Source organism: Streptomyces sp. SID12501 (genome assembly GCF_010550245.1).
Classification (GTDB): Bacteria; Actinomycetota; Actinomycetes; order Streptomycetales; family Streptomycetaceae; genus Streptomyces.
The window spans coordinates 1-25,463 of the sequence record NZ_JAAGLU010000005.1; the positions used below are offsets into that span (position 1 = coordinate 1).

Annotated in this window: 15 protein-coding genes, 1 tRNA gene and 1 pseudogene; 4 read left to right on the forward strand and 13 right to left on the reverse strand. The window is 70.3% G+C overall.

Annotated features, from left to right (window positions below; genetic code table 11):
- Nucleotides 1–270: 270 nt before the first annotated feature.
- The 3 genes from G3I71_RS06700 to G3I71_RS06710 all read right to left on the reverse strand — a co-directional run bounded on the left by G3I71_RS06700 (nt 271) and on the right by G3I71_RS06710 (nt 4,739).
- The gene (locus G3I71_RS06700; protein WP_164313000.1) at nt 271–744 is read right to left on the reverse strand and encodes a single-stranded DNA-binding protein; all 474 of its coding nucleotides are present in this window, start codon (nt 742–744) and stop codon (nt 271–273) included.
- Between the two features lie 315 nt (nt 745–1,059).
- A complete protein-coding gene (locus G3I71_RS06705) occupies nt 1,060–3,114 on the reverse strand; it encodes a YfjP family GTPase (protein ID WP_164313001.1) in 2,055 nt (684 codons plus the stop codon).
- A 5-nt stretch (nt 3,115–3,119) separates the two neighbouring features.
- The gene (locus G3I71_RS06710) at nt 3,120–4,739 is read right to left on the reverse strand and encodes a dynamin family protein (protein ID WP_164313002.1); all 1,620 of its coding nucleotides are present in this window, start codon (nt 4,737–4,739) and stop codon (nt 3,120–3,122) included.
- A 323-nt stretch (nt 4,740–5,062) separates the two neighbouring features.
- Between G3I71_RS06710 and G3I71_RS06715 the strand changes: the two genes are divergently transcribed.
- The 3 genes from G3I71_RS06715 to G3I71_RS06725 all read left to right on the forward strand — a co-directional run bounded on the left by G3I71_RS06715 (nt 5,063) and on the right by G3I71_RS06725 (nt 7,550).
- Nucleotides 5,063–5,135: transfer RNA gene (locus tag G3I71_RS06715), tRNA-Arg, on the forward strand.
- A 291-nt stretch (nt 5,136–5,426) separates the two neighbouring features.
- Nucleotides 5,427–7,343 carry a TerD family protein gene (locus G3I71_RS06720; RefSeq protein WP_164313003.1) on the forward strand — a complete coding sequence of 639 codons (1,917 nt, stop codon included), beginning with the start codon at nt 5,427–5,429 and terminating at the stop codon, nt 7,341–7,343.
- Nucleotides 7,344–7,391: 48 nt separating this feature from the next.
- The gene (locus G3I71_RS06725; protein ID WP_239148980.1) at nt 7,392–7,550 is read left to right on the forward strand and encodes a hypothetical protein; all 159 of its coding nucleotides are present in this window, start codon (nt 7,392–7,394) and stop codon (nt 7,548–7,550) included.
- 104 nt (nt 7,551–7,654) lie between these two features.
- Here G3I71_RS06725 and G3I71_RS06730 read toward each other — a convergent pair whose 3' ends face one another.
- Complete coding sequence (locus tag G3I71_RS06730; protein WP_164313004.1) at nt 7,655–8,491, reverse strand: hypothetical protein; 837 nt, start codon at nt 8,489–8,491, stop codon at nt 7,655–7,657.
- Nucleotides 8,492–8,752: 261 nt separating this feature from the next.
- Here G3I71_RS06730 and G3I71_RS06735 point away from each other — a divergent pair.
- A pseudogene (locus G3I71_RS06735) lies at nt 8,753–9,052 on the forward strand (UTRA domain-containing protein); the annotation flags it as partial.
- A 49-nt stretch (nt 9,053–9,101) separates the two neighbouring features.
- On the opposite strand, the gene G3I71_RS06740 reads toward G3I71_RS06735, so the two are convergent.
- The 9 genes from G3I71_RS06740 to G3I71_RS06780 form a co-directional block, all read right to left on the reverse strand.
- Nucleotides 9,102–9,416, reverse strand: coding sequence for a glycosyltransferase family 1 protein (locus G3I71_RS06740; protein ID WP_164313005.1), 315 nt, complete (start codon nt 9,414–9,416; stop codon nt 9,102–9,104).
- A gap of 718 nt (nt 9,417–10,134) precedes the next feature.
- Nucleotides 10,135–12,462, reverse strand: coding sequence for a Tat pathway signal sequence domain protein (locus G3I71_RS06745; protein ID WP_203729564.1), 2,328 nt, complete (start codon nt 12,460–12,462; stop codon nt 10,135–10,137).
- 64 nt (nt 12,463–12,526) lie between these two features.
- On the reverse strand, nt 12,527–13,288 hold the full coding sequence (locus G3I71_RS06750) for a heparin lyase I family protein (protein ID WP_164313006.1): 762 nt from the start codon (nt 13,286–13,288) through the stop codon (nt 12,527–12,529).
- Between the two features lie 3 nt (nt 13,289–13,291).
- The gene (locus G3I71_RS06755) at nt 13,292–13,981 is read right to left on the reverse strand and encodes a polysaccharide lyase family 7 protein (RefSeq protein ID WP_239148981.1); all 690 of its coding nucleotides are present in this window, start codon (nt 13,979–13,981) and stop codon (nt 13,292–13,294) included.
- A gap of 144 nt (nt 13,982–14,125) precedes the next feature.
- Nucleotides 14,126–17,059: a glycosyl hydrolase 115 family protein gene (locus tag G3I71_RS06760; protein WP_164313225.1), complete on the reverse strand. Its 2,934-nt coding sequence runs from the start codon at nt 17,057–17,059 to the stop codon at nt 14,126–14,128.
- A 330-nt stretch (nt 17,060–17,389) separates the two neighbouring features.
- Nucleotides 17,390–18,073, reverse strand: a complete 684-nt coding sequence (locus tag G3I71_RS06765) for a sarcosine oxidase subunit gamma (RefSeq protein WP_164313007.1) — start codon at nt 18,071–18,073, stop codon at nt 17,390–17,392.
- Complete coding sequence (locus tag G3I71_RS06770) at nt 18,066–21,407, reverse strand: sarcosine oxidase subunit delta family protein (RefSeq protein WP_164313008.1); 3,342 nt, start codon at nt 21,405–21,407, stop codon at nt 18,066–18,068. The genes G3I71_RS06765 and G3I71_RS06770 overlap by 8 nt, the downstream gene beginning before the upstream one ends.
- A 24-nt stretch (nt 21,408–21,431) precedes the next feature.
- Nucleotides 21,432–22,664, reverse strand: coding sequence for a sarcosine oxidase subunit beta family protein (locus tag G3I71_RS06775; RefSeq protein WP_164313009.1), 1,233 nt, complete (start codon nt 22,662–22,664; stop codon nt 21,432–21,434).
- 135 nt (nt 22,665–22,799) lie between these two features.
- Nucleotides 22,800–25,247 carry an FAD-dependent oxidoreductase gene (locus G3I71_RS06780; protein WP_164313010.1) on the reverse strand — a complete coding sequence of 816 codons (2,448 nt, stop codon included), beginning with the start codon at nt 25,245–25,247 and terminating at the stop codon, nt 22,800–22,802.
- Between the last annotated feature and the right edge of the window lie 216 nt (nt 25,248–25,463).

Below are 25,463 nucleotides of genomic sequence, written 5' to 3' on the forward strand. Positions count from 1 at the left end.
AAGCGACCGGACTTGGCCCTCAGTCAGCTCGTCCGTCCGCACCACGCCCAGCGGCAGTTTCAACCCCACGAACGGAGCAACGAGCCAGCCACCGTCACGTCACGTGAACCACCGGCTGTAGTACTAGGGATGTGGCGCACCGCACTTCCCAGTCCTGTCATCGGATAACCGATCCGACTCGGAATTGTTATCGCCAAGATCATCCATATGTCGGTCAGTCCACCGATAAGCCTCAGTCCGGTCTGCGCCCGCGCCCACCGAGGCCCGATGTCACGTCACCGCAGCGGGCTCCCGCCGTTGTTGAGCCCCGGTCCCGCCCTCGTCGTCGACCGGTGTCTCCCAACTGGGTTCGGGACGGGGCGGTGCCGCGGCCTCGCCCTTGGGCGGGCCGGCGGAGCGCCGGAAGGCCGACGTCCCCCGCGCGAGATCGTGGCCGATCGCCACGGCGTCGATGTCCGCCGAAGTCCAGCTCTGCCCGTCGCGCATCTCTGTGCGCACCTTCAACCGGCCCTGCACGATGACCGGTTCGCCCACCGCCAGTGATGCCCCGACGTTCGTCGCGAGCGCTCGATTCGCCCACACCGTGAAGAAGTTGGTGTGTCCGTCCGTCCACGAGTTCTTCTCGCGGTCCCAGTAGCGCGAGGTCACCGCCAGCCGGAACCTCGCCGACGCCCCCGACGCCAGGTCGCGGTACACCGGCTGCGTCGCCACATTGCCCACCGCGCACACCATCGTCTCGTTCACGCGAACCACCCCTCCCGGTCCCGGCACACTCGCGCCGGGCGGATACCCGTACGGGCCCGTCCCGTACGGCTGCCTCCGACACGGCGACCGCGAGAACTTCCCGACCACGAGAACTTCTCCGGTCACCGCTTCGCGCCGATCGCGTCCGTCGTGATCGCCGCGAAGCCAGAATGCATCCGTCGGTCCGAGCCCGCTGAGCCCTGTGGACTACCGGCCGGTTGTGGAAAACTCCGTCACCCGTCCGAGGTACCCACGTCTCCTTCTCCCGTCACCCCTCCGGGATTCAACCCCTGCGACCTGCCGGTTTCCCCGCGCTCACCCCACCACCGCACGAGCCCCCGTGACCCGCACGTACTGCTCCCGTACCTCGCGGTACCGCAGCAGTTCCGCCGCCACCGGATCCAGCACCCGGGCCCGGCCGCAGCCGGCCGCCGCCTCCCGCAGCCGCCGTTCCGCCTCCAGGCCGTACCGGCGGGCCGGGCCGCGAGCCGCCAGTCTGCAGCTCCACTCCACGCCCGGACCGCCGACGATGCCCACCGACATCAGCAGCACCGGCACGCCCAGGTTCGGCGCCATGACCCCGACGATCTGGGCCACCAGCCACAGCCCGCCGACGATCTGAAGGATCGTCATGGACGCCTGCGCCAGCACGGCGACCGGCCACCAGCCCGGCCGGGGCGGCCGTCCCGAGGGCGTCCCGGCGCGTGTCGCCAGCTCGTCCAGCGCCTCGGGCAGGCCCTGAGCCCCCCGTACGGCCGCCTCGCGCACCGCCAGTGCCCACGGCGCGGGCAGTCCGGCCGACGCCCGCTCAGCGACCGTACGCACTGCCTGTTCGACACGCTGACGGGCCGTGGCCTCCTCGTCCGGCTGCTCGCTCACGGCGAAGCGGCCGGTGGAGGATTCACGCCGCTCCTGGCACCACCGCCACAGCCGCAGCCACGGCGTGCCGCAGGCGCGGTTGGCGTTGCGCAGCCAGACACGTTCGGCGGCCTGGCCGGCGGCGGTGGCGCCCACCGCGTCGGCGAGCCGGTCGGAGAACTCGTCCCGGGCCCGTTCGCTCAGCCCAGCACGCCGTCCGGTGGCGTAGACGGGCCGCAGCTGCCATGCGGCGGCGTCGAGGTCGGCCGGGATCCGGCGGGCCGCGGCCCCACGCTCACCCACGAACTGCCCGAGCGCCTCGCGCAGTTCGCCGACGCCGTCCCCGGTGAGCGCGGACAGCGCCAGTACGGTGGCCCCCGGTTCGCCGTACTCCCCCAGGGCGATGCCGTCCTCGTCGAGCAGTCGCCGCAGGTCGTCGAGGACCTGGTCGGCGGCTTCCCCGGGGAGGCGGTCCACCTGGTTGAGGACGACGAACATGACCTCCGCGTGCCCGGCCATGGGCCGCAGATAGCGCTCGTGGAGGACGGCGTCCGCGTACTTCTCCGGATCGACGACCCAGATGACCGCGTCGACCAGTGCCAGTACGCGGTCCACCTGTTCGCGGTGCTGGACGGCCGCCGAGTCGTGGTCGGGCAGGTCGACCAGGACCAGGCCGCGCAGTTGCGCCTCGGCCTCCGCGCTCTGCAGCGGGCGCCGGCGCAGCCGTCCCGGGATGCCCAGCCGGTCGATGAGGGTCGCCGCGCCGTCGCTCCAGCTGCACGCGATGGGCATGGCGGTGGTCGGCCGGCGTACCCCGGTCTCCGAAATGGCCACTCCGGCGAGGGCGTTGAACAGCTGGGACTTGCCGCTGCCGGTGGCGCCCGCGATGGCGACGACGGTGTGCTGCCCGGAGAGCCTGCGCCGGGCCGCCGCCTCGTCGAGGACCCGGCCGGCCTCGGCGAGCGTTCTGCTGTCCAGCCGGGTACGGGACAGCCCCACGAGCTCACGGAGCGCGTCGAGCCGCGAGCGCAGCGGCCCGTCGTAGGCGAGCGGCATCACAGGCTGGGGGACGCTGTTGGAGACCCGGGTCTCGACGACCGTCTCGCGCACGGGAGGGTCCGTCTCGGACACGCGTCGGGCGATCAGACCGTCGTCCCAGGCGCCGGAGGACTCGGACTCCGGGCGGGGGTCCGTACGCCCGACGGCCACGCGCGTGTGGCCGTCGCCGTTTCCGTCGGCATCGCCATCGCCATCGCCATCGCCATCGCCGTCTGCGCCTCCGCCTCCGCCGAGGGAAAAGGCCTTCCCGGGGGCGTCGTTTTCGGGCGCTTCACCCTCGCCGCCCTGTTCCTCGCCCATCTCCGGGCCCGTCTCCTCTCCCTCCCTCTGCTCTTCCTTCTCCCTCTCCTCTCCCTCCTTCTGCTCGGCTTTGTCGCCGTCGGAAAAGTCCTCCCGTGGAGGCACGTTTTCGGTCGAGGCGTCGTGGTGGTCGTGGTCAGTGACGGCGGTCACCGCGGTCACCTCTCCTTCTGCAGTACGGACAGCGCGGCGATGAGTTCGGCCTGGGGCTCCGGGTGGACGTCGAGGGCGTCGAGCGGGGCGAGGCGGCGCTCGCGTTCGGTTTGCATGACCCGGTCCAGGTGGTCGGCGAGCAGCCGTCCGCCGCGGTCGCGCAGTCGCAGGGCGCCGTGCGCGCCGATGCGTTCGGCGAGCCCCTCGCCCGCGGACCGGGCCCGTCGCCCGCCAAGCAGCGCGGTGGCGACGAGCGCGGCGACCGCTTCGACATCCGTGGCGGCATTCCGGTCGAGGTCGCGCAGCTCCTCCTCGGCGTACTCCTCCAGCTCGCGCCGCCACCGCCGTACGGCCATCCCGATGCGGTGTTCGACGCTCTCCTGGGACGGGTCGCGGCCCGTCAGTCCGGGGGCATCCGCGGCGGGTTCACGGCGCCAGGCGTCGTCGACGCGTTCGTCGGCGGCGGTGACGGAGCAGAGCAGGAGGGCGCAGAGGCTCTCCGCGAGGGCGTCGAGGAGTTCACCCGCGGAGCAGTCGAGCGGGAAGGCGCGCCACCGCTTCAGCGCGTCCCCGGCGAGGACGGCACCGGCCTGCAACCGCCCCCGTACGCGCGCGTGCTCGCTGTCGTAGGCCCCGTCGACGGCCGCGGTGAGCCGTAGGGCGGCCGAGTACTGTGCGGCGGCGGCGCCGGCCAGCTCGGGCATGCGGGACTTGAGGGAGTCGAGGACGCCGTACGCCGTACGGGCCATGGCCTGCTGGCGGCTGGCCGGGTCCTGCGCCTGCTGGGTGAGCCAGGCACGCAGCGGGGCCACCGCGGTGGCCGGAAGAAGCCCACCGCCCCAGGCGGACTCGGGCAGTTCGGGCACGGTGAAGCGCGGTACGTCGCCGAGGCCCGCCTTGGTGAGGAGGGCGCCGTACTGCCGGGACACCTCGGACACCACCTGGTGGGGCACCCGGTCGAGGACGGTGACGAGGGAGGCCTGGTAGTCCTTGGCGGTGCGCAGGAGGTGCCAGGGGACGGCGTCGGCGTACCGCGCGGCCGTGGTCACCATGATCCAGATGTCGGCGGCGCAGATCAGTTCTGCGGCGAGGACGCGGTTGTCGGCGACGAGGGAGTCGACGTCGGGGGCGTCGAGGAGGGCGAGTCCGCGCGGCAGGCTCTCGGCGGTCTCGACGCGCAGGACCCGTGCCCCGTCCTCGCCGGGGAGCAGCAGATCGTCACCGGGGTCCTGTCCTGGCTCCTGGGGGGGCATCCACACGCGCGTGAGGTCGGGCAGGACGCGCATCCCGCTGAACCAGTGGTGGTCCTCGGGATGGCAGACCAGTACCGGCGTCCGGGTCGTGGGCCGCAGTACGCCGGCCTCGCTGACCCGGCGCCCCACAAGGGAGTTGACGAGGGTCGACTTGCCGGCCCCGGTGGACCCGCCCACAACGGCGAGCAAGGGCGCTTCAGGTTCCCTCAGTCGGGGCACCAAGTAGTCGTCGAGTTGCGCGAGCAGTTCGTCGCGGTTGGCACGCGCGCGTGGAGCCCCGGGCAGGGGCAGCGGGAAGCGTGCGGCGGCGACACGGTCGCGCAGGGCGGAAAGTGCGTCGATCAGCTGAGGCCGTACGTCCAAGGTCACCACATGTGAAGAATGCCCAATTTTAGGGGAATTCTGAAGCATATGAGCATGTCTGCGCGCCGACGGAACAGAAGGGACGGAAGGGACGACTAGGACGTAGGCACAGTCCAGGCATAACGAGTGGACAACACCCGATGCGCCAGACGGCAAAAGCGGTGCACGATTCGTACCTGCCTGCGATTATCAGGACCGCTTCACCGAACCTCCACATTGAGCCACGGAGGGGAAGCAACCAGGACAAGGACCCGGGAGCCCTATCCTTGTCCCCGGCAACGTCAAGGACCGGCCCACACCCGGGCCCACCCCGACCGAGGCCACCACACCCGGCCCCCGTAGCTCAGTGGATAGAGCAGGCGCCTTCTAAGCGCTTGGCCGCAGGTTCGAGTCCTGCCGGGGGCGCTCTGCACACACATCGCTTCCACCCTCCCTCCGGGAGGGCGTTTTTGCTGGTCAGAGGCGTGCTAGTGGGCGCGGCATCGCGGCGGAGCAAGGCCGGATCGGCTCTCTGCTGAAGAGTGCTCCAGTCCGGTTGAGAGCGGTTCCGCACGGCTTTTGGCGGGTGTTCTTCCCGAAAATCTCCCGAAGTTGGTGCGGTCTCTCTGCGGTCAGCAGGGCAGTACGCCATTCCAGAGCGGGGCAAAACGACATACAGGTTGAAGGAGGGCCGCATATCGGATCATCCTTGGCGCCATGAGTCTCGCCTCCACCCCCTTTGACCTGCCCGCCACGGGCGACTACGCCCGCGACTGGGCCCTGGTCGACGTGGAGACTTCCGGGCTCATAGCCCGGCGGGACCGGGTGCTGTCCGTCGCGGTGGTGACGATCGGACCGGACGGCGAGCAGACCGGGGAGTTCTCCACCCTGCTCGACCCGGGATGTGACCCGGGACCGGTGCACGTGCACGGGCTGACCGTCGAGCGACTGCAGGGTGCGCCTACCTTCGACCAGGTTGCCGGGCGGATCGGAGCGATGCTCCAGGACCGGGTCCTGGTCGCTCACAACGCTCAGTTCGACTACGACTTCCTGGCCTACGAGTTCACCCGTGCCCGGATGTGGCTGCCGGTGTCCCAGCGACTCTGCACCTTGGCTTTAAATCGTCAGGTGGATCCGCCGACGGACGACATGAAACTGGGCACGCTCGCCGCCCACTACGGCGTACCGCAGCAGCGCGCGCACGATGCGCTGGACGACACCCGGGTGCTTGCCGGGATCCTGCGGGCTTCGCTGCGCGAGGCGGCGCGGCTCGATCTGCCTTTGCCGCTGGTGAGCTGCCCACCGCGGGCGGAATCGCCGTTCACGCCGAAGCCGCCCAAGACACCGTGTGCCTACCGCAATCCGGGGCGCCCGGCTCCCGGCGGGCCGCTGCTGCAGGGGATGAAGATCGCGATAACCGGTGAGACCGCACACGCGCGGGCGGAGCTGGTCGGGCGGGCCGTTGCCGCCGGACTGAACATGGTGACCTCCGTGAGTCGGCACACCAGCGTGCTCGTCACCAACGAGTCGGCGTCCCGATCCGCGAAGGCCCGACGCGCAGCCGCCGAGGGTGTGCCGGTCATCGACGAGCACACCTTCCTGCGACTGCTGGCCGACGTGCAGGCCGGGACAGTGCATGAGCCGACGGCCGCTTCCGCCGCGATCGCGCCGGTGAAAGAGACGGCGAAAGAGACGGCTACGGCAGCAGCTCAGGCCGCCGAACCCGGATCCACCACAGCACCCGTCCCCGAAGTGCCTGTCCTGCCGCCGTCCTCCCCCGGCGCAACCGTCCCCGCTCCGCGCCAACCAGGCGACTCGGCCGGCGCTTTGGCCAAGCCGCTGGTGAGCCGCCGGGTGCTGGTGCTTGGCGGTGCTCATACCGAGGCCGCCGCAGCTCGTACCCGCGTCGTCGAGCTGGGTGGATCCGCAGCGGTCAACCTGTCCGCCAGTGTCACCGACGTTGTGCTTCTCGCTGACGGTGAGAAGGACCGCCGCATGAGCCGCATCACCCTCCTCGCGCTCCCCGTACACGACGCGGACTGGCTCACATCACCGACGGCCACCGACCCTGCCGCGGCTGCTGTCCGGCCGAAGGAGCCGCACGTGATGCCGAGGGGCGGCGTCATCGACCTGCCCATCCCAAACGGCAGACCCTCGCCGGAGTGGTACGTCACCGCCAGCTGGGCTCCGCAGGCCGACTGCGAGATCGACGTCGTCGCCTTCATCCTCGACGATGACGAACAGGTCACCTTCGACGAGGACTTCATCTTCTACGGCGCCCCTGAAAGCCCCGCCGGCACCGTGCGGCTCCTCACCGGCGGTCCCGCCGAACAGACCATCGCCCTCGATCTCGCGTCCCTGCCGCCCGCTACCCGAAAGGTCGTCGTCGCCGCGGCCATCGACGGCGCAACCACCTTCGGGACGGTCGGCGCGATCCAGATCAGTGCGGCTCCCGGCAACAGCGGATCACCCCTCACCCGGGCCACTCTGGACGCCGCGACAACCGAACGCACCATGCTCCTCGCGGAGATCTACCGCAGAGGTCCGGTCTGGCGCCTGCGGGCCGTCGGCCAGGGCTACGACCACGGCCTCGACGCCCTCGCACGCGGATACGGGGTCGCCATCGCCGACTGAACGACGGCGCCGGAGGCGGTGATCAAGCGACGCAGCAGGACCGTCTGGATGGACCTGCCCGACAGCAATCACCACACGGCCGTCCGCTGCCACGACGACGGCATTCCCTTCCGCGTCCAAGGCGGACTCACCAGCCCACCCGGCGGGCACGCCACGATGGAGGTAAACGACTTCGGACCCGATCCCTCGCTCGGTTCGGATCAATGAGGGACCCAAGGTTGTACAAGCAACGCGGACTCTGCTTGGAAGACCTGTACGCCGGGACCATCACCGTTTGCACACCTGGCGGCGTCTGACCGGGAGTGTGCCGGTCAGGTGCGGGGTGAAATGCCCAGGAACCGGTAGAGGGAGGTTGCCATGCTGACGACGAAGGCGTCACGGGTCGGGTCGTCGACATGGTCCAGGGACAGGTAGGGGTTGAGGTCTTCCAACTCGACCAGGAGGAGCTCGCCCTCCTGGGTACGGCAGGCGTCCACGCGCTGGATACCGTGATCGAGGGTGTTCCAGTCGATGAAGCGGCGGGCGAAACCGAGATCGGCTTCCGTGGGCTGGTAGGGCTCAAGGACCCAACGACGGTCGGGGTCGGGGGCGTGGAGGGCGTACTGGAAGGCGTCGTCGACGTAGTAGAACGACACCTCATAGCGGAAGTCGATGCGGGGCTGGACCAGAATGTCGCCGTAGGTGAGGCCGTCCAACTGGTCCCGAGGGACGAAGTCGAGACCGATGGAGTCCGCCCCCGCCTTCGGCTTGACCACGTACTGGTCGGTCCCGGGCAGCGCGCCGAGGTCCTGGAGCCGGTCGACGGTGGGGATGACCGGGTATCCGGCTGCGGTCAGGTCCAGCAGGTACTGCTTGCCGGCCATGTCGGCCCGGCCGGACAACGGGTTGTAGACCCTGGTGCCGCGCGCTGCGGCCTGGTTCCGGAAGGCGTCGTACTCCTTCTGATAGTGCAGCACGGGGCCGCTGTTGCGGACCACGACCCCGTCGAAGGCGTCCATGAGAGCGGCGGCATCCAGCGGGTGGCACAAAGCGATGTCGAAGTCGTTCCGCAGCCGCGACGACAGGAAGATGTCCTCGTCGCAGTAACGCCGCCCCCGGGCCTGGTAGGCGAGATCAGTCACGAACAAAACGCTGGGGCGGCCGGGCACGGGGCATCTCCTGGGTCGGTGGCCATCAACCTACCCACGCTGCCGAGCACTTCCCTGCGCCGGGCCCGCCTCCCGACGGCCTGGCCTGCCTGCCTGCCTCCCCGCCTGTGCTACCGGCTGCGCCGACATACCGGCCGCAAGGGCGAACGCCGCTCGCTCGCCGAGAGCGACTGCATCCACCTGCTCGACGGGGCCCACCACCTGCTCAAGGCCCCGCTGATCGTGGTGTGGGACCGCCTGAACACCCACACCTCCAAGACGCCGTACGCCCTCACGGCCGGCACTCTCGTCGTCCTGCCCGAGGGAGGGCCGCACGCCGGGGCGGGCGTCGTGAACCGCATGGCCGCGATCGGCATCACCGTCAGCCACGCCGTGGAGCAGCCGGAGCCGAGGCAGGCGACCGCCGAAGAGGCGTCCCTACTCGGCGTCCAGAAGGCCGCGCTCGTCACGCACATCCGGCGGACGTACTACAGCGACAAGGGGCGGCCCGTGGAAACCGCGGACATCGTGGTGCCCGCCGCGCACTGCGAGATCGTCTACGAGATCCCGATCAACCGGTAGTGCTGTGAGCGCGTAGGTTCACCGGCTGATGGTCGTGGCGGTCGGAGGTCTACTTGTCGCGCAAGGTCTCGATTTCGGCCGCCAGCACGGCCATGTCGCGCACGTGCGTGTAGTACTTGGCCCCGTACTCGTCGCCGATCGCGGGAAGAACCTTTTCGAACGCCTCTGTGAGCCTGCTCAAGCCGGCGCGACGCCGCTCTTCGAGCGGGCCTTCGAGGACAACGGCCGCGTAGGCGTAGGAGTCCGCATCGAGCAGCACCATGTCCCGGCCTGCGATGGACAGGCCGCGAAAGCCCGGTGGGAACGGCGCGGCCATATGCTCGGCCATCATCTGTGCCAGCGCGTCCAGCTTCTCTTCGAACATGCGGGAGATCTTTCCAGGCACGGGCGCGTCGAGGCACGGCTCCCCCTCAACCCGGTGAACCTACCTATGCGGTCACCAGCGCTAGTGTGCGCCACATGACCAACGACGCCCCGGCCTGTCCCGATTGCGGCCGGCCCATGGAGTCCGGTGGCCTCGTACTGTCCAAGCGGGAGGACGACCGCCGACGGGCCTGCCGGTCGCTGTGGAGGTGTGCCGGTCAACATGTCTGGTGGGGCTGGGCCGACCGGCCGGAGGAGCCATTGGACGCCTGCCCAGTGCCAGAGTTGTTCGGCTGACATCCAACTGCACCCGGGATGCGCGGGAGATGCGCGGGGGATGCGCAGGGGCAGCCAATGCGCGTTCGAATCCTCGTCGGTCGAGTGGGTGTCGAAGTCGCCGGACCTCCGGGTTCAGCATCCGGAAACGCCCAGGTCAGGACCGCTCCCCCGGTGGTCCGCTCCAGCGCCGTCCAAGCGCTTGGCCGCAGGTTCGAGCCCGGAACGGGGCACATGTTCCGGGCTCCTGTTCTGCCTGACCGCCCATCACCGCCAGGCGCGGAAGGTGCAGCAGGTGCAGCAGGTGCAGCAGGTGCAGCAGGCCCAGCGGCGGCGCTTCGATGTGGCGTTCCGCGCCTGGAACCAGCTCGTCGAAGCCGTGGAGGCGACCGGCCTGCGCCGCCGTTGCACCGCCCAGCTGCTCCGCACGGCTACGGCTGTGCCTACGGCAGTCCCCAGGCCGCCCCCCGCTCTCCCGGAGCCACCGGCCCGATCGCAAGGTCGGGCCGTTGTCCCGCGTACAGCAGGACCTCGCGGTCCTTGGGCAGGTCGATGGTGAGCGGGCCGTCGTCCGACGTGTGTGTGCGGGCCGGGATGCCGTCGTCCAGGAGTGCCGTCAGTGGGCCGCCGGTCAGGTCGTGGCGGAGGTGCAGGGGCTCGCCTGCCAGGCTTCGGATCCGGATGAAGCGGGTGGTGCCCTCGGTCCGGGCCGCGCTGACCAGGAAGGCGCCCTGGGTGCGGAAGTCGTGGAGGGTGACGTCCGGCCAGGTGGACGGGACGGCGGGGAAGACCCGTACGACGCCGCCCCAGCTCTGGCAGAGCATGTCGTGCAGGGACTGGGAGGCCGACAGGGGGGTCTCGATAACCGGACCGGCCTCCGTGTAGTGGGTGTTGGCCCGGCACGGGTAGCGCGTGGTGGGGTCGAAGAACTTCTTCAGGTACGTCAGGGACGTGTCGCCGCGGCCCATCATCGCGTATAGGGACGCGGCGCCCGTGTAGCTGTAGCCGCGGTGGGCGCCGGTCAGCGCGTGCCAGCGGACGACCGACTTCTCGATCAGCTCACGGTGCTCCGGCTGGTCCCAGTTCACCAGGTACAGCGGATACACCATCAGCAGGTGGGAGTAGTGGCGGTGGGACTGGGCGTACGGGGTGTCCGCGCCGATCATGAAACCGTTGCCGTCCACCGGGTACGGCGTCAGCTTGGCCAGGGTCTCCTGCCAGCGGGGCGCGAGCCGGTCGTCGACGCCCAGGCGTTCCGCCGCCTCCAGGAGGGCTGTGCAGCCCCAACGGATGAGCGACAGGTCGTAGTTGGTGTCCTGCGGGGGGACCACCGGGTACTCCGGGGAGAGCGTCGACGGGAGGTGCAGCCTGCCGTCGTCTCCCGGCTGGAGGAAGTGCAGGTAGTAGTTGATCGCCCGGCGGAGCAGGGGGAAGACGGTGTCCCGCAGCAGCTTCTCGTCCATGCTGTGCCGGTAGCTCAGCCACACGTTGTGCAGGGCCCAGGTCAGATCGCCCACTTCGGCGCCGGTGCCGGGCCTGCCGACGCCCCGGTTGGCGTACATGTCGGAGCTGCGGCCCACTCCGGCGCTGTCCGAGCGATAGGCGGCGGGCACGTTCGTGGTCAGTTGTTCCTGGTTCTGGCGGAGGGTGGTGGCCAGCGAGTCGAGTTCCAGGTGGTTGGAGCCGTGGATGAGCCAGTACTCCAGCTGGACGTTGAGGTTCCACCACACCGCCGGCCAGGGCGTCGGCTCCAGCCAGGGGCCGCAGGTGGCCATCGGCGGGCCGCCCGCGACACTCGCCGACGCGACCTTGTAGAGCTGGATCCAGTGGAAGCTCTGCAGCCGCTCGTCGGGGAACGAGACGAAGCTCTTGCGGTAGTACGTGTGCCAGCCGCGGGTGTGCGGGGCGCGCAGGGCCGCGTACGGGGCGATTCCCAGGGCCTCTTGAAGGTTCTGGATCTTCTGGATCCTTTTGAGCGACGTCTCTCCGGCCCTGGTGTCCGACGGGTGGCTGTGGGCGACGTTGAGGACGAGGGTGTCGCCCGAGTGGCGGTACGCCGTCGCGGTCTGGCCGCCGCCGGTCAGGGGCTGGAGGATCTGCTCGATGTCGCCGGTGGTACGGGTGGTCCAGGGCGGGTTCGGAACGTAGTCCGCCGGTGGGGCCTCGCTGATCTTGCGGGGGCTGATCGCCTCCTCCGGGTGGAACGTCCAGTGGACCTCCTCGTCGCCGGCCGCCGTGACGCGGGCGGCGAGGACGCCGTCGTGGATGAGGGCGGCGAGGGTCAGGGTGCCCTTGTCCGTGGTGATCGTGCCGGTCAGTTCGGCGTTCCACAGGCTCAGGCGCCAGTCCACCGCGGTGATGGTGCCGACCGGGTCCAGAGTCAGATGCCCCACGGGCAGACGGCAGGTGCCCCAGCCGCTGCCGAACTCCGGCCTGTGGTCCTGGACTTCGCCGTGCTGGACGGTGAAGCGGATGGCGTTCGCACCCGGCTCCTTGTAGACCATGCTGCCGAGCCGCCCGTCCCCCAGGAACGGTCCCTCGTGCCACAGCGTGGGCAGTCGGCGCCACAACAGGTCCTGCTTACGCAGGAAACCGGCCCAGGCCGCGTCCGAGTCCATACGGTTGCGGAGCTTCCAGGGGTGGCGGCCGGCAACGGCGGCACCGCCTGGCGGAGTGGAGGCGGTGGCCTCAGCGGCTTGGGCGACCTGGGGCAGCGCGGCGAGCGTCGTACCGCCCAGCGCCGAGCCGAGCACTGCTCTTCGAGAGGTCATGCGAATGCCTCCGGGAGGTGGGAGGTGGGAGGTGGGAGGTGGGAGGTGGGCAAGGTCGGTTGTGTCAGGACCAGTTGGCCGGTTCGGCCAGGGCGTAGGTCGAGGCGATCCGATGGTTGTCGTGCAGGATCGTCAGGGTCCGCGGGCCGCTGGGAGTGCCCTCGCGCCAGGCGGTGCAGTAGATCCCGTTGGACCAGCGGATTGTCTGCGAGGTGGCCGGCAGTACGGTGATGCCGGTCCGGCTCACCGTCCTCGTGCCGTTCAGCCACACCTCGAAGGCGCCCCGGCCGTCGCCGTCGAGCTTCAGCCGCGTGACGATCCGGATCCAGCTGTCCCGCAGGCCGCTGATCGACCCGGCCGTGCCCTTGATACCCCCGGAACCGCCGAACCGGGTCTCCGACCCGATGACGAACATCAACAGCCAGGGCCCTTCCGGGTCTTCGGGCGACCACTGCTGGAAGGTGACGTTCTGGTCGTGGAAGGTCCAGCCGGACCCGAGGCCGGACCCGAGACGGATCGCCTGGCCGTAGTACCGGTCCTCACCGACGCTCTGCGCGCCGCGCCGGATCACCTCGGAGTGGTAGCCACCGGTCTCGTCGATGTACGTCTGGGTCGCCGCGAGCGCGTGCGCGCCCTTGTAGGCCGGCGAGTCGACGGTCTCGATGGTGCCGTCCTTCTGCGTGTAGGCGTGGTCCCAGCCCTCGACGCTGCCGCGGTTCTGGAAGTGGACCTCGTCGGCTGCCTGGGCCCGTCCCGGCAGGATCGCGGCGGTGACACCGGCGAGGCCGAGTCCGCCGAGCGCGGTGAGTGCCCTTCGTCTCCGCACGGCTCACCGGGTCCAGTAGGTGATGTTACGGAAGCGGGCCTCGGCCCGGCCGCTGCCGTGGTGGTAGACGCCGTTCTTGAAGTGGCGGGTGGCGGGGCCCCGGTCTTCGGTGGTGCGCACCAACTCGTCGTCGAAGTAGACCTTGACGCTGCCGGCCGAGGCGTCGTGCGCGATCTTGACGTTGAACCAGGTGTCGTACGCATTGGTCTTCAGGACCGTGCTGTCGTACGCCCGTACCGTGCCGCCGTTCGCGCTGTAGGCGTTGAGCATGAAGTCCGTGGCCGGGGTGCCGTCGGGGTGGATCACGCGGAGGATCTGTACGAAGGTCGCGCCGTTCGTGCCGGACGGGAGGTACACGTCGGCGTCCCACATGTGGCGGCCGGACGTGTACTGCTGCTGCCAGCGCATCTCGGTGCGCGGGTCGGTGGAACTGCCCTGCGACAGGGGCTCGTCGGTGTCGTACACCCACATCCGGTGGACGCCGCCGCTGTTGCCGTACCGGTCGCTCAGGTCCAGGTTCCACGGCTTCTGCATGGCGTACGTGAACGTCGTCTTCGTCCAGCCGTCCGTGGGGGACGCCGCGGGGGCCGCAGGAGACGCGGAGGCCGTCGACCGGGTCGTCGACCAGACGGCGCCCGAGGCGAGTAAGCCTCCGGCCGTCAGAATCGTGCGCCGTGACGGTGTCATGGGCATGCCAATATGACCTTTCCGGGAGTGTGAGAGATTCATCGGATCTATCTTCGGGAGGAGCGTAGGACTAGACCAGATGCGCGTCAATATTCGCACCCGGCTGAAGATAGATCCGATGTAAACTCGCCGCTTACGCCCCCGCTCCCCTCATCGGCCAGGGTTGAACATCGGGTGGTAGCTCTCCGGCGGAGCCAGATAGCTGACCGGCAGTCCACCCGTGTCGATGACGATCTGGTCCACGGCGATCGCCGGATCGACCATGAAGAGCCGCAGTTCATGCTCGCCGGGTTCGGTGACGGTCACCGTGGCCGTCAGTCTCTCGACGCCGTCCTCCACGTTGCGGGCCCAGGCGTCGCCCCGGTTGCCGGTGGCGACGGACTGCCCGGACAGAACCGTCACCGGCTGATCGTCGAGACAGAGCGCCACCCGTCGATGGCCCCGCTCGTCGAGCGACGGCAGCCGGAAGACGGTGACCGGGAAGGTGCCCGTACTGCTGAAGCGCACCCGGTATCTCAACTCCGGTGCGCGCGCGGCGAAGTCGGCCGTGACCGGCGCCGCCGTCGACGGCACCGCCTCCACCGCGCCGCTACGACGCCCCAGCCCGCGTACGGTCCGCCAGCGGGCCCCGCCGCGCGCCACCCGGCGGTCGGTGTGCGCCGCGTCGATGGAGACGTACCCGTGCGCCTCGACGAACCCACGCCTCCAACGCCGGGCCCGTTCACCGTCGTTGCGCACACTCAGCGGTACGTCGACCCGTTGTCCGGCGTCGGCCCCGCTCACGGTGACCGTCGCCTCGTACGCCCCCTCCGGCGCCCGGTCCCAGTCGATCTCCACCCACACCCTGGTCTGCTCGGTCAGAGAGCCGCCCGACTCGCTCAGCAGGACCCAGGGATGGCTGACCTCGGCGCTCCAACTCGCCGCCAGAAAACCGGTGTTGAAGACGTCCAGGAAGCGCCGGTCCCGGGTGCCGGAGAAGAAGGACAGCGGGCGGGCCGTCCCCGTCTCGTTGCCCTCCGACGCCACTCCCAGCCCCGACGTCTCCTGCCGGGCGACCCTGCTGACGGCCGGGCGGCCCGGCGCCTTCGGGATCTGCGAGGGGTACGGGTTGACTATCCCGTCCCATTTCCCGCCCGCCACCTCGGTGTTGTACCGCTTGGTGAGCGCCGCCTCCGTGGTGTGGGCAGCCTCGGCCAGATCGGCGAAGCGGTTCGTCCCGGCACCGCGTCCCTGGCGCAGTGCGAGCGCGTTGCGGTCCGCCCAGTAGTACTTGAGGTTCATCAAGTAGGCACCGTGCACCGGGTATTCGATCAGCTCGAAGTAGGCGTCCCGGTAGGCCTCGGGCAGCTTGGCGCCCAGGGTCCGCGCCCGCTCCAGCAGTTGCTCGTACGCGGTTGTCCGGCGGCCCGCCTCGTCGCCGTGGTGGACCACGGAGAGCAGGCCCTTGGCGATGAACTCCGGGCGCAGTTCCGCCGCGAGGCGGTAGTACTCGGTGCGGATCGCCGCGATCTCGTGGCCGTGGCGGTGCCCGAACTGGCGGCCGGCCCACTCGACCAGGAAGCCCTCGACGCCCCCGACACCCTCGGCGTCGCCCGCATCGCCCGCATCGTCCGCGTGCCACCGGTTCACGTCCCAGGCGACGTCCATCGCGAAGGACAGCCCGTTCTCGATCGACTTGACGTCCCCCACGTTGAAGATCCACATACGGTCGGCGCCGTGCTCGTACACCCGGCGCAACTCCTGCCAGACCTTGGCCGGTTGGGTCGTGTCCAGCCACAGATAGCTCTTCGGCCGGCCCCAGTAGGAGAGGTGGTAGTAGATGCCGTTGCCGCCCGCGCGCCGCCGTTCCTCGTCGTTGGGCAGCTGGCGCATGTTGCCGTGGTTGTCGTCCGGCCAGATGAGCGTGACGTCGACGGGTACCTGGACGCCCGCGTTGTAGAGGTCGAGCACCTCCTTGTACGGGATGAAGATCTGCGGCTCGGCATCCTGGCCGACCTCCTCGGCCAGGATGCGGCGCTGGTCGGCGATGATGTCGTTCATCACCACGACCTTCTCGGGGATCGTCGTGGCGTACCTGGTCTCCAGCGCGGTGTCGTGCAGGCCGCGCATGCCGAGCGTCCAGCTGCTCTCGTAGGTGGCGTTCTGGCGGGCCCGGGCTCTCCAGTAGTCCGAGATGACCGCGGGGTTCACCGTGTAGTCGTACACGGGCAGGCCGCCGTCGGTGTTCCGGTGCTCCGCCGCCCACGGGTCCCACTCGTGGACGCCGTTTCGGAGCAGGGCCTCGGGGTGGCTGGAGCCGACGACTATGCCGTAGTGCTCGGCCAGTTCGGGGTTCTCGCGGTGCTTGTTGAAGAAGTCGGAGTACGGATGCATCGCAGGCCAGAGGTAGTTGGCCTTGAGGCGGAGGAGGAGCTCGAAGACCCGTTTGTACGTCTCGGGGCCGATGTTCTTGTCCGGCTCCTGGGTTCGGTGGGACCAAGTGGTCAGGTTCTGCTCGTCGTTGATGAAGATGCCCCGGTAGCGGACGGACGGCTCGTGGCGGGTGAAGGGGCCCGCCGGCACGGTCACGTCGTCGCGGTGCTCGACCGGCACGTCGGCCCACCAGTACCAGGGCGAGACCCCGATGCGTTCCGAGGTGTCGTAGATCCCGTAGATCGTGCCGCGTCGGTCGCTGCCCGCGATCACCAGTGCGCGGTCCACCCCGGGCAGCGGACGCTCGACCACCTGGGTGACCGAGGCCTCCCAACTCCCCTTCACCCGGGAGACGTTCAGGCGGCCCTTGGCGATGAGTCCGTCGATGACCGGGCTCGCGCCGATCGCGCCGACCACGACCAGCTGAGCGGCCTGCTCGGGGACGGTGTCCAGCAGTCTCGGTCGTACGCCGCCGACCCGTTCGATGTCCGCCTGGAGGTCCCCGGCCGCGCGGAGCACGGCGGGGTCGTCGGCCGCGTCCACGAACACGTCGGTGGCGAATCCGCCCCGCACCAGAGGGAATTCGGGTCTGCCGGTCCGGAGTGAGGTTGCGGCGTGGGCTGTCCCGGCGAGGAGTCCGGGGAGCAGTGGGGTCACTCCGGCGGCGGCCATTGCGCGCAGGAACGACTTACGGGTCCATGGGCGGGACCGGTCGGGGGGAGACTGGGGTTGCGGTGACCTGTCCTGGGGGTCGTGGTGCGGCACGAGACGCTCCCGTTCTGCCCAGAGCCCCGCATCGGCTCTTCGCGCAGCCGGTCAGGGAGCTGAGCGATGAGTTGCGTGGGCATGGTCGGACTGGAAAGCGGCAAGAGAGCACGACTAGAAAGCGCTTGCTGCCTACACCACGCACCCTAGGACAGGCCCGGCCCGCCCGTCCAGACGATCGACGTCGGCGAGCGGTCTCACCGGCCGCGCACCGACCGCGCACCGACCGCGCGTCGACTACTCCATCGAGGATGTCGCCGTCATGTACTCCGTAGCCGCGTCGAGGAGCCAGTCCGTCAGGTAGCCGGCGAAGGAGGAGCGGACCAGTACCCAGAAGCCGGCCCTGGGCTCGTCACGCGCGACCAGCACCACCTGGGTGCGGCCCAGGGTCGTCTGGGCGCAGCGGCCGGGTCCGAAGGCGCGCGGGTGGAGGTCCAGGGCGCAGCCGTGGGCCAGCAGGTCGCGGGCACGGGGGCCCGTGACGAGGAGCGTGGTGCGCTGGGCGGAGACGTCGGTGACGGACACCGGCTCGTCTCCGGCCGCCGTCCTGATACGGCTCTCCAGGTCCCGTTCGCTGCCGGGCGGGCCCACGAGCAGCCACTCGTCCGGGCCCAGCCACAGGGCGATCAACTCCCCCGCGCGTACGACGGTGTTGGGGGCGAGCGGCAGCGGGAGGTCCAGCGCGAGGCCGATGGCGTCCGCCGCCGCTCCCTTGGAGTCGAGGCGCACGTCGAGCTGGGTGAGGAAGGGGAGTTCGGCCAGCCGGACCGCGCCCCCGGAGGTGCGGGTCGCGGCGGCCAGGCGACCGGCCTCGTGCGCCAGCGGGGACACCGGCGAGCGGGCGGGCACGGGGGGCCGGGAGGACAAGGGGAACGGGGCGCCGTGCGGCGGGGCGGCGCTCAGGGTGGTGGTGTCAGCCATCTCGGCGGGCTCCCTCGGGGTCGTAGAGGACGGGGCTCGCGACGGTCACCGGGACCAGCCGGTCGCCCACGGGGGCGTACAGCCGTTCCCCGACGCGTTCCCGGCCGCCCTTGATCAGGGCGAGCGCGAAGGTCCGGCCCAGGGCGGCGCTGCGGTAGCTGGAGGTGACATGGCCGAGCATCGGGACGGGCGGCGCGGGCAGCTCGCTGTCCGCGATGAGCTGGGTGCCCTCGGGGAGGAAGGTGCCGGGGTCGTCCGGGAGCAGCCCGACCAGGTGTTTGCGGTCGGGGCGGACGGCGTCGGCGCGGGCGTACGACCGCTTCCCGATGAAGTCGGGCTTCTTCTTCGACACCACCCAGCTCATGCCGAGGTCCTGCGGGGTGACGGTGCCGTCGGTGTCCTGGCCGATGATCGGGTAGCCCTTCTCGGCACGCAGGACGTGCATGGTCTCCGTGCCGTAGGGCGTGATGCCGTACGGGGCGCCGGCCTCGTACAGCGCCTCCCAGAGGGCGCGGGCCTCCCACGGCGACACGTTGATCTCGTAGGCCAGTTCGCCGGAGAAGCTGATCCGGCACACCCGTGCGTCGATGCCCGCGACGGATGTCTCACGCCAGGCCATGAAGGGGAAGTCCGCGTTGTCCACGGCCAGTTGGGGGGCGAGGGAGCCCAGTACGTCACGGGAGCGCGGGCCGACGAGGGCCACCGTCGCCCACTGCTCGGTGACCGACGTGCAGTGGACGCGCAGGTCCGGCCACTCGGTCTGGGACCACTCCTCCATCCAGTCCAGTACGGCGGCGGCGTTGCCCGTCGTCGTGGTGACCAGGAAGCGGTCCGGGGCGAGGCGGATGACGGTTCCGTCGTCGAAGACCATGCCGTCCGGGCGGCACATCACGCCGTAGCGGATCATGCCGACCTTCAGGGTGCTCATCATGTTGGTGTAGAGCAGGTCGAGGAAGACGCCCGCGTCCGGGCCCTGTACGTCGATCTTGCCGAGGGTGGACGCGTCCATGAAGGCCACGCTGTCGCGGGCGGCGGCGCACTCGCGCAGGACGGCCGTCTCCATGTCCTCGCCGGCCTGCGGGTAGTACCAGGGGCGCTTCCACTGGCCGACGTTCTCGAACAGCGCGCCCTGCTCGACGTGCCAGGCGTGCAGGGCGGTCGTCCGGATCGGGTCGTGCAGCGCGCCCCGGTCGCGGCCCGCGAGGGCGGCGAAGGAGACGGGGGTGTACGGCGGCCGGAACGTGGTCGTACCGAGGGCCGAGATCTCGACACCGAGCAGCGCGGCGACGATGCCACTGGCCAGGAGGCCGGACGTCTTGCCCTGGTCGTTGGCGGTGCCCGCCGTCGTGTAGCGCTTGGTGTGCTCCACCGAGCGCATTCCGGCGCCGGTGGCGCGGGCCAGGTCGTCCACGCTGACATCGCGTTGGAGGTCGACGAAGGAGCGGGTGTCGGAGGCGTCGGGGATGGCGTACACGTGCATGGGCGGCGTGTGGGGTTGTGCTGCCGGGTCGGGGGCGGGGAGGCGGGGGGCCTCGGGTGCGTAACCCTCCGCCCCGAGTGCGCGGGACGCGGCGCTCACGCCCTGGGCGAGGACCGAGGGCAGGTCCATGGCGCCGGCCGCGCTGCCCGCGACCTCGACGGCCTGACTGCAGGTGTCGGGGACGAAGGCGCCGAGCGCGTCGTCGTAGCGGAGCTTGCCGCCCGCCTGGCTGAACAACTGGGCCACCGGGTTCCAGCCGCCGGAGACGAGCAGGAGGTCGGCGGGGAACTCCCGTCGGCCTGTGGTCGCTCCGGCGTCTGTGGGCTCCCCTTCGTACAGGGCGACCGACACGGCTGTCAGGCGCGCGTCGCCGTCCGTGTCACTTCCCGTCTCACTTGCCGTGTCACTTTCCGCGTTGCCCTCCGCGCCACCGTCCGTGCCGACGACGGCGTGTCCGGGCAGGACCTCGATGCCGGCCGCCCTCGCGCGCTCGGCCCACTCCCCCGGGTAGGGGCGGGTGTCGACGATCGCCGTCACCTCCACACCCGCCGCGGTGAGGTCCAGTGCGGCCGCGTACGCGCTGTCGTTCGTGGTGAACACGACCGCCCTGCGGCCGGGCAGGACGCCGTGGCGGTTCACGTACGTACGCGCCGAGGCGGCCAGCATCACTCCGGGGCGGTCGTTGTCCGCGAAGGCCAGCGAACGTTCGTGGGCGCCGGTGGCGAGGACGACGCGGCGGGCGCGGATACGCCAGACGCGTTCGCGGGAGACGTTCTCGGAGGCTGCCGCGCCGAGGTGGTTGGTGCGGCGCTCCACGGCGAGGAGGTGGTTGTCGTCGTAGTAGCCGAAGACCGTGGTGCGGGGCAGGACCCGTACGTCGGGGGCGGCTTCCAGGCGGCCCGTGGTCTCCGCCACCCAGTCGAGGTGTTCGGCCGTGCCCAGAAGGCTGCCGCCCGGCTCCGGGCGGTCGTCGGCGAGGATGACCCGGGCGCCGGTGCGGGCGGCTGCCGCTGCGGCTGCGAGGCCCGCGGGGCCCGCGCCGACGATCAACAGGTCGCAGTGGGCGTGTACGGCGTCGTAGCGGGCGGGGTCGGGGGTGGTGGCCAGGCGGCCCTGGCCGGGCAGGCCGGTTGCCACCAGGCCGTCGTACAGCTCGACCGTGGTGGCGGGGAGCATCGGTTCGGGGAACGGGGCCTCTATCTGGATGACGGCGTTGGGTTCCTCGACGCCGGCGGAGAAGATGCCTCGGGGGCGGCCGAGTTTGATGCTGGTGCCTGTCTGGATGACGCCGTTGGCGAGGAGGGCGGAGGCGAGGGTGTCGCCTTCGTAGCCCTGGTACTCGGTGCCGTCGAAGGTGAAGGTGAGGGGGGTGTTCCGGTTGACTCGGCCTCGGGTGGGGTGTCTGAACAGCTGGGTTTCCTCCCCCGACCCACCCCTTCCCGAAAGTTCTGGGGGCTCTGCCCCCAGGCCCCCGGTCGGCCCTGAAGGGGCCTCGTCCTCAATCTCCCCCAGAGGGGGGACCCCCAGACGGGCTGAAAATGCCGGCCGGGGCCGAGAAGTCGCCGCGCGCCTCGCCTCCTCGATCGCCGGACGCTCCTCGCCCGCCCTGTACACCGCCAGGATCTCGTTCGTCCCCGTGTCCCGTACCGCGTTGAACCAGCGGCGGCAGCCCGCCCCGTGGTTCCAGCGTTCGGCGAAGGGGCCCTTCGGGTTGTCGCGGAAGAACAGGTACCGGGCCCACTCCTCGTCGGTGAGGGCCGACGGGTTCTCCGGGTACGGCACATGTGCCTGGCCGCCGTAGTGGAACTCGGCCTCGTCGCGGGGCCCGCACCACGGGCAGGGGATGAGCAGCATGTCGTTCGGCTCCCTTGAGGGTCCCTAGTGGGCCACGGCGGCGGCGCCGTGCTCGTCGACGAGCGCGCCGGTGGTGAAACGGTCGAGCGAGAAGGGGGCGTTGAGGGCGTGGGGGGTGTCGTGGGCGATCGTGTGGGCGTAGACCCAGCCGACACCCGGGGTGGCCTTGAAGCCGCCGGTCCCCCAGCCGCAGTTCAGGTACAGGTTGTCGATCGGGGTCAGGCCGACGATGGGTGAGGCGTCGGGGCTCACGTCGACGATGCCTCCCCAGGTGCGCAGCACATGGGCCCGCGCGAAGACCGGGAAGAGTTCCAGGGCCGCCGACATCTGTTCCTCGATGATGTGGAACGCGCCGCGCTGCGTGTACGAGTTGTACGAGTCGATGCCCGCGCCCATCACCAACTCGCCCTTGTGCGCCTGGCTGACGTACACGTGGACCGCGTTGGACATCACCACCGTCGGGTGGACGGGTTCGAGGAGTTCGGAGACCAGCGCCTGCAACGGGTGGCTCTGGAGCGGGAGTTCGATGCCGGCCATCGCCGCCAGGACCGAGGTGTGGCCCGCTGAACACAGCGCCACCTTGCCCGCCGCGATCGGGCCGAGGGTCGTCTGGACTCCGACGACCCTGCCGCTGACGACGTCCAGACCGGTCACTTCGCAGTTCTGGATGATGTCGATGCCCGCCGCGTCCGCCGAGCGGGCCAGGCCCCAGGCCACGTGGTCGTGCTTCGCGATGCCCGCGCGCGGCTGGTAGGTGCCGCCCATCACCGGATAGCGCACGTCCGGCGAGATGTTGACGATCGGGCAGACCTCTTTGACCTGGTCCGCGTCGAGCCACTCCGCGTCCACGCCGTTCAGGCGGTTCGCCTCGACCCGGCGCACGCTGTCGCGGACGTCCTGGAGGCTGTGGGCCAGGTTCAGCACGCCGCGCTGGGAGAAGAGGATGGGGTAGTCCAGCTCCTCCTCCAGGCCCTCCCACAGCTTCAGGGCGTGCTCGTAGATGCCCGCGCTCTCGTCCCACAGGTAGTTGGAGCGGATGATCGTGGTGTTGCGAGCCATGTTGCCGCCCGCCAGCCACCCCTTCTCCAGCACGGCGACGTTGGTGATGCCGTGGTTCTTCGCCAGGTAGTGGGCGGTGGCGAGGCCATGCCCACCGCCGCCGACGATGATCACGTCGTACGAGCGCTTCGGCTCGGGCGTGCGCCACAGCCAGTCGGGGTGCTCCGGCAGCTCGGCGCCGGGGGTACGGGGGCTCATCGCGCGTCTCCGTCTTCTGCGGTGAGTGGACTGGGGGACCGAAGCGGCCCTGAAAGGGGCGCGGGGAACTGCGCGACAAGCCACGACGGCGCTGCAGCCAACCGACAACCCCTCGCCGCCCTCCCAGCGGAGCGCCTACCCACGGAGGCGGGACATCGTCGGGTCGAACAGGGGCTCCTCCGCGACCACGGCCGCCACCCGCTGGTCGAAGTAGCCGATGTGCAACGTCGTTCCAGGGGTGGCCAGTTCGGCCGGCAGCCAGGCGTAGGCGATGCCCTTGCCGATCGTGTAGCCGTAGGCGGCGCTGGTGACATAGCCGACGGGCCGGTCACCCTCGTACACCGGCTCCTTGCCCATCACCACCGACCGCGGGTCCTCGATCGTCAGGCAGGTGAGCTTCCGGCGTACCTCCGACTTACGGCGTTCCAGTGCCGCCCTGCCGATGAAGTCGCCCTTGTCGAGCTTCACGGCGAAGCCGACGCCGGCCTCGTACGGGTCGTGCTCGTACGTCATGTCGGTGCCGAAGGAGCGGTAACCCTTCTCCAGGCGGAGGCTGTTGAAGGCGCCGCGGCCCGCCGCGATGCCGCCCAGGGGCTGCGCCGCCTGCCAGAGGGTGTCCCAGAGTTTCTGGCCCTGGTCGGCGGTGGTGTACAGCTCCCAGCCGAGTTCGCCGACGTACGACAGGCGCATCGCCGTCACCGGGACGCTGCCGATGTAGGCGCGCTTGGCGCGGAAGTACTTCAGGCCGTCGGCCGAGAAGTCCGCGTCCGTCAGGGGCTGGAGGACCTTGCGGGCCAGCGGGCCCCACAGGCCGATGCAGCACGTGCCCGGGGTGATGTCGCGGACCTGGACCGTGCCGTCGGCCGGGAGGTGGCGGGTGAACCAGTCGAGGTCGAGGTTGCCGTTGGCGCCGACCTGGAAGAGGTCGCGGCCGAGGCGGGCCACCGTGACGTCGCTGCGGATGCCGCCGTCGTGGTCCAGGAGCAGGGTGTACGTCACCGAGCCGACCGACTTGGCGACCTTGCTGGTCGTGAGGCCCTCCAGGAAGTCGGCGGATCCTGGGCCGGTCACCTCCAGGCGCTTCAGGGCCGTCATGTCGTACATCGCGACCGTCTCGCGGGTCGCCTGGGCCTCTGCGCCGACGATCGGCGACCAGTACTGCGCCGCCCAGTCGTTCGGGGTGGGGACGGAACGGCCTTCCACGAGGGGCGCGTTGGCCTCGTACCACTGCGGGCGTTCCCAGCCGTTCGCCTCCAGGAAGAAGGCGCCCAGTTCCCGCTGGCGGGTGTGGAAGGGGCTGGTGCGGATCGGGCGCGGGTGCCCGGACGGCTGGAGGGGGTGAAGGATGTCGTACACCTCCACGAAGTTCTGGCAGTCGCGCGCCAGGACGTACTCCGGGGACAGCTGGTGCGGCTCGAAGCGGTTGAGGTCGCACTCGTGGAGGTCGAAGGAGGAGCAGTAGCCGTCGACCAGCAGCTCGGCCATCGCCCGGCCCACGCCCGCCGAGTGGGTGACCCACACCGCCTCGGCGACCCAGAAGCCCTTGACGTCCTGGGACTCGCCCAGCAGCGGGAAGTTGTCGGTGGTGAAGGAGAACAGGCCGTTGATGCCCTCCTCGACCTTCGCGTCCTTCGTGGAGGGAAGCAGCGACTGGGTTTCCGCCCAGGCGGGCTCGAAGTCGTCCTCGGTGAACTTCAGGACCGAGGGCATTCCCCCGGCCGTGTCCGCCTCGTCGAAGGAGAGGATGTCGTCGGCCGAGACCGGCATCGGACGGTGGCCGTAGTAGCCGATGCCGATGGTGTCGAAGCGGTCGCGGTAGTAGAGGTCGGCGTCCTGGTGGCGCAGGATCGGGCGGACCGCCTCCTCCGTCTGGCCGGCGAGGGCGGGGACCGGGCCGGTCCAGGCCAGCTGGTGGGCCAGGGGGGTGAGGGGGAGGTTCAGGCCGGCCAAGCGGGCGATCTTCGGGCCCCAGATGCCGGCGCAGCACACGACGATGTCGGCCGGGAGCTCGCCCTGGGAGGTGAGGACGCCCGTGACCCGGCCGTCGGTCTGCTGGACGTCCAGTACCTCATGGCGGGGCAGGAAGGTCACGCCTCGTTCGGTGGCGCGGCGGATCTGGGCCTCCACGGCGAGGACCGCTTTCGCCAGGCCGTCCGTGGGGACCAGAAGGCCGCCCAGGACCCGGTCGGGGTTCACGAGCGGGTGCTGCTCGACGCACTCTTCGGCGGTCAGCAGGCGGGACTCGATGCCCCAGGCGGTGATCCAGCCGTGGCGGCGGTGCAGTTCGGTGAGGCGCTCGGGGGTGGTGGCCACTTCGAGGCCACCGACCTGGAGGAAGCAGGGCCGGCCGTCGACGTCCAGGGAACAGAACTTCTCGACGGTGTAGCGGGCCAGCTCGGTCATCGTCTTGGACGAGTTCGTCTGGAAGACCAGCCCCGGGGCGTGCGACGACGAGCCCCCGGTGGCGGGCAGCGGGCCCTGGTCGACCACGGTCACTTCGGTCCAGCCTCGTGCGGAGATCTCGTCCGCGAGTGCCGCGCCGACGACGCCCGCTCCGATGATGACCACTCGGGGTCCCGCCATCGCCGCACCTCCGGTTGAAAACCAGTCCAGGCCCTCAGTGTCAGTTGCTTGGTACGCAACATGACTCAGGTTGCGCAACTCAATGTGCCTGCCGCGCAGGTGGGTGTCAAGAGGGTCCGGGAGGCGGAGAACGGCCGGAACACCGGCCGCGAATCGGCCCTGGACACAGCAACGCCCGGTGGGCGGTGTGCGTGAACGCACACCGCCCACCGGGCA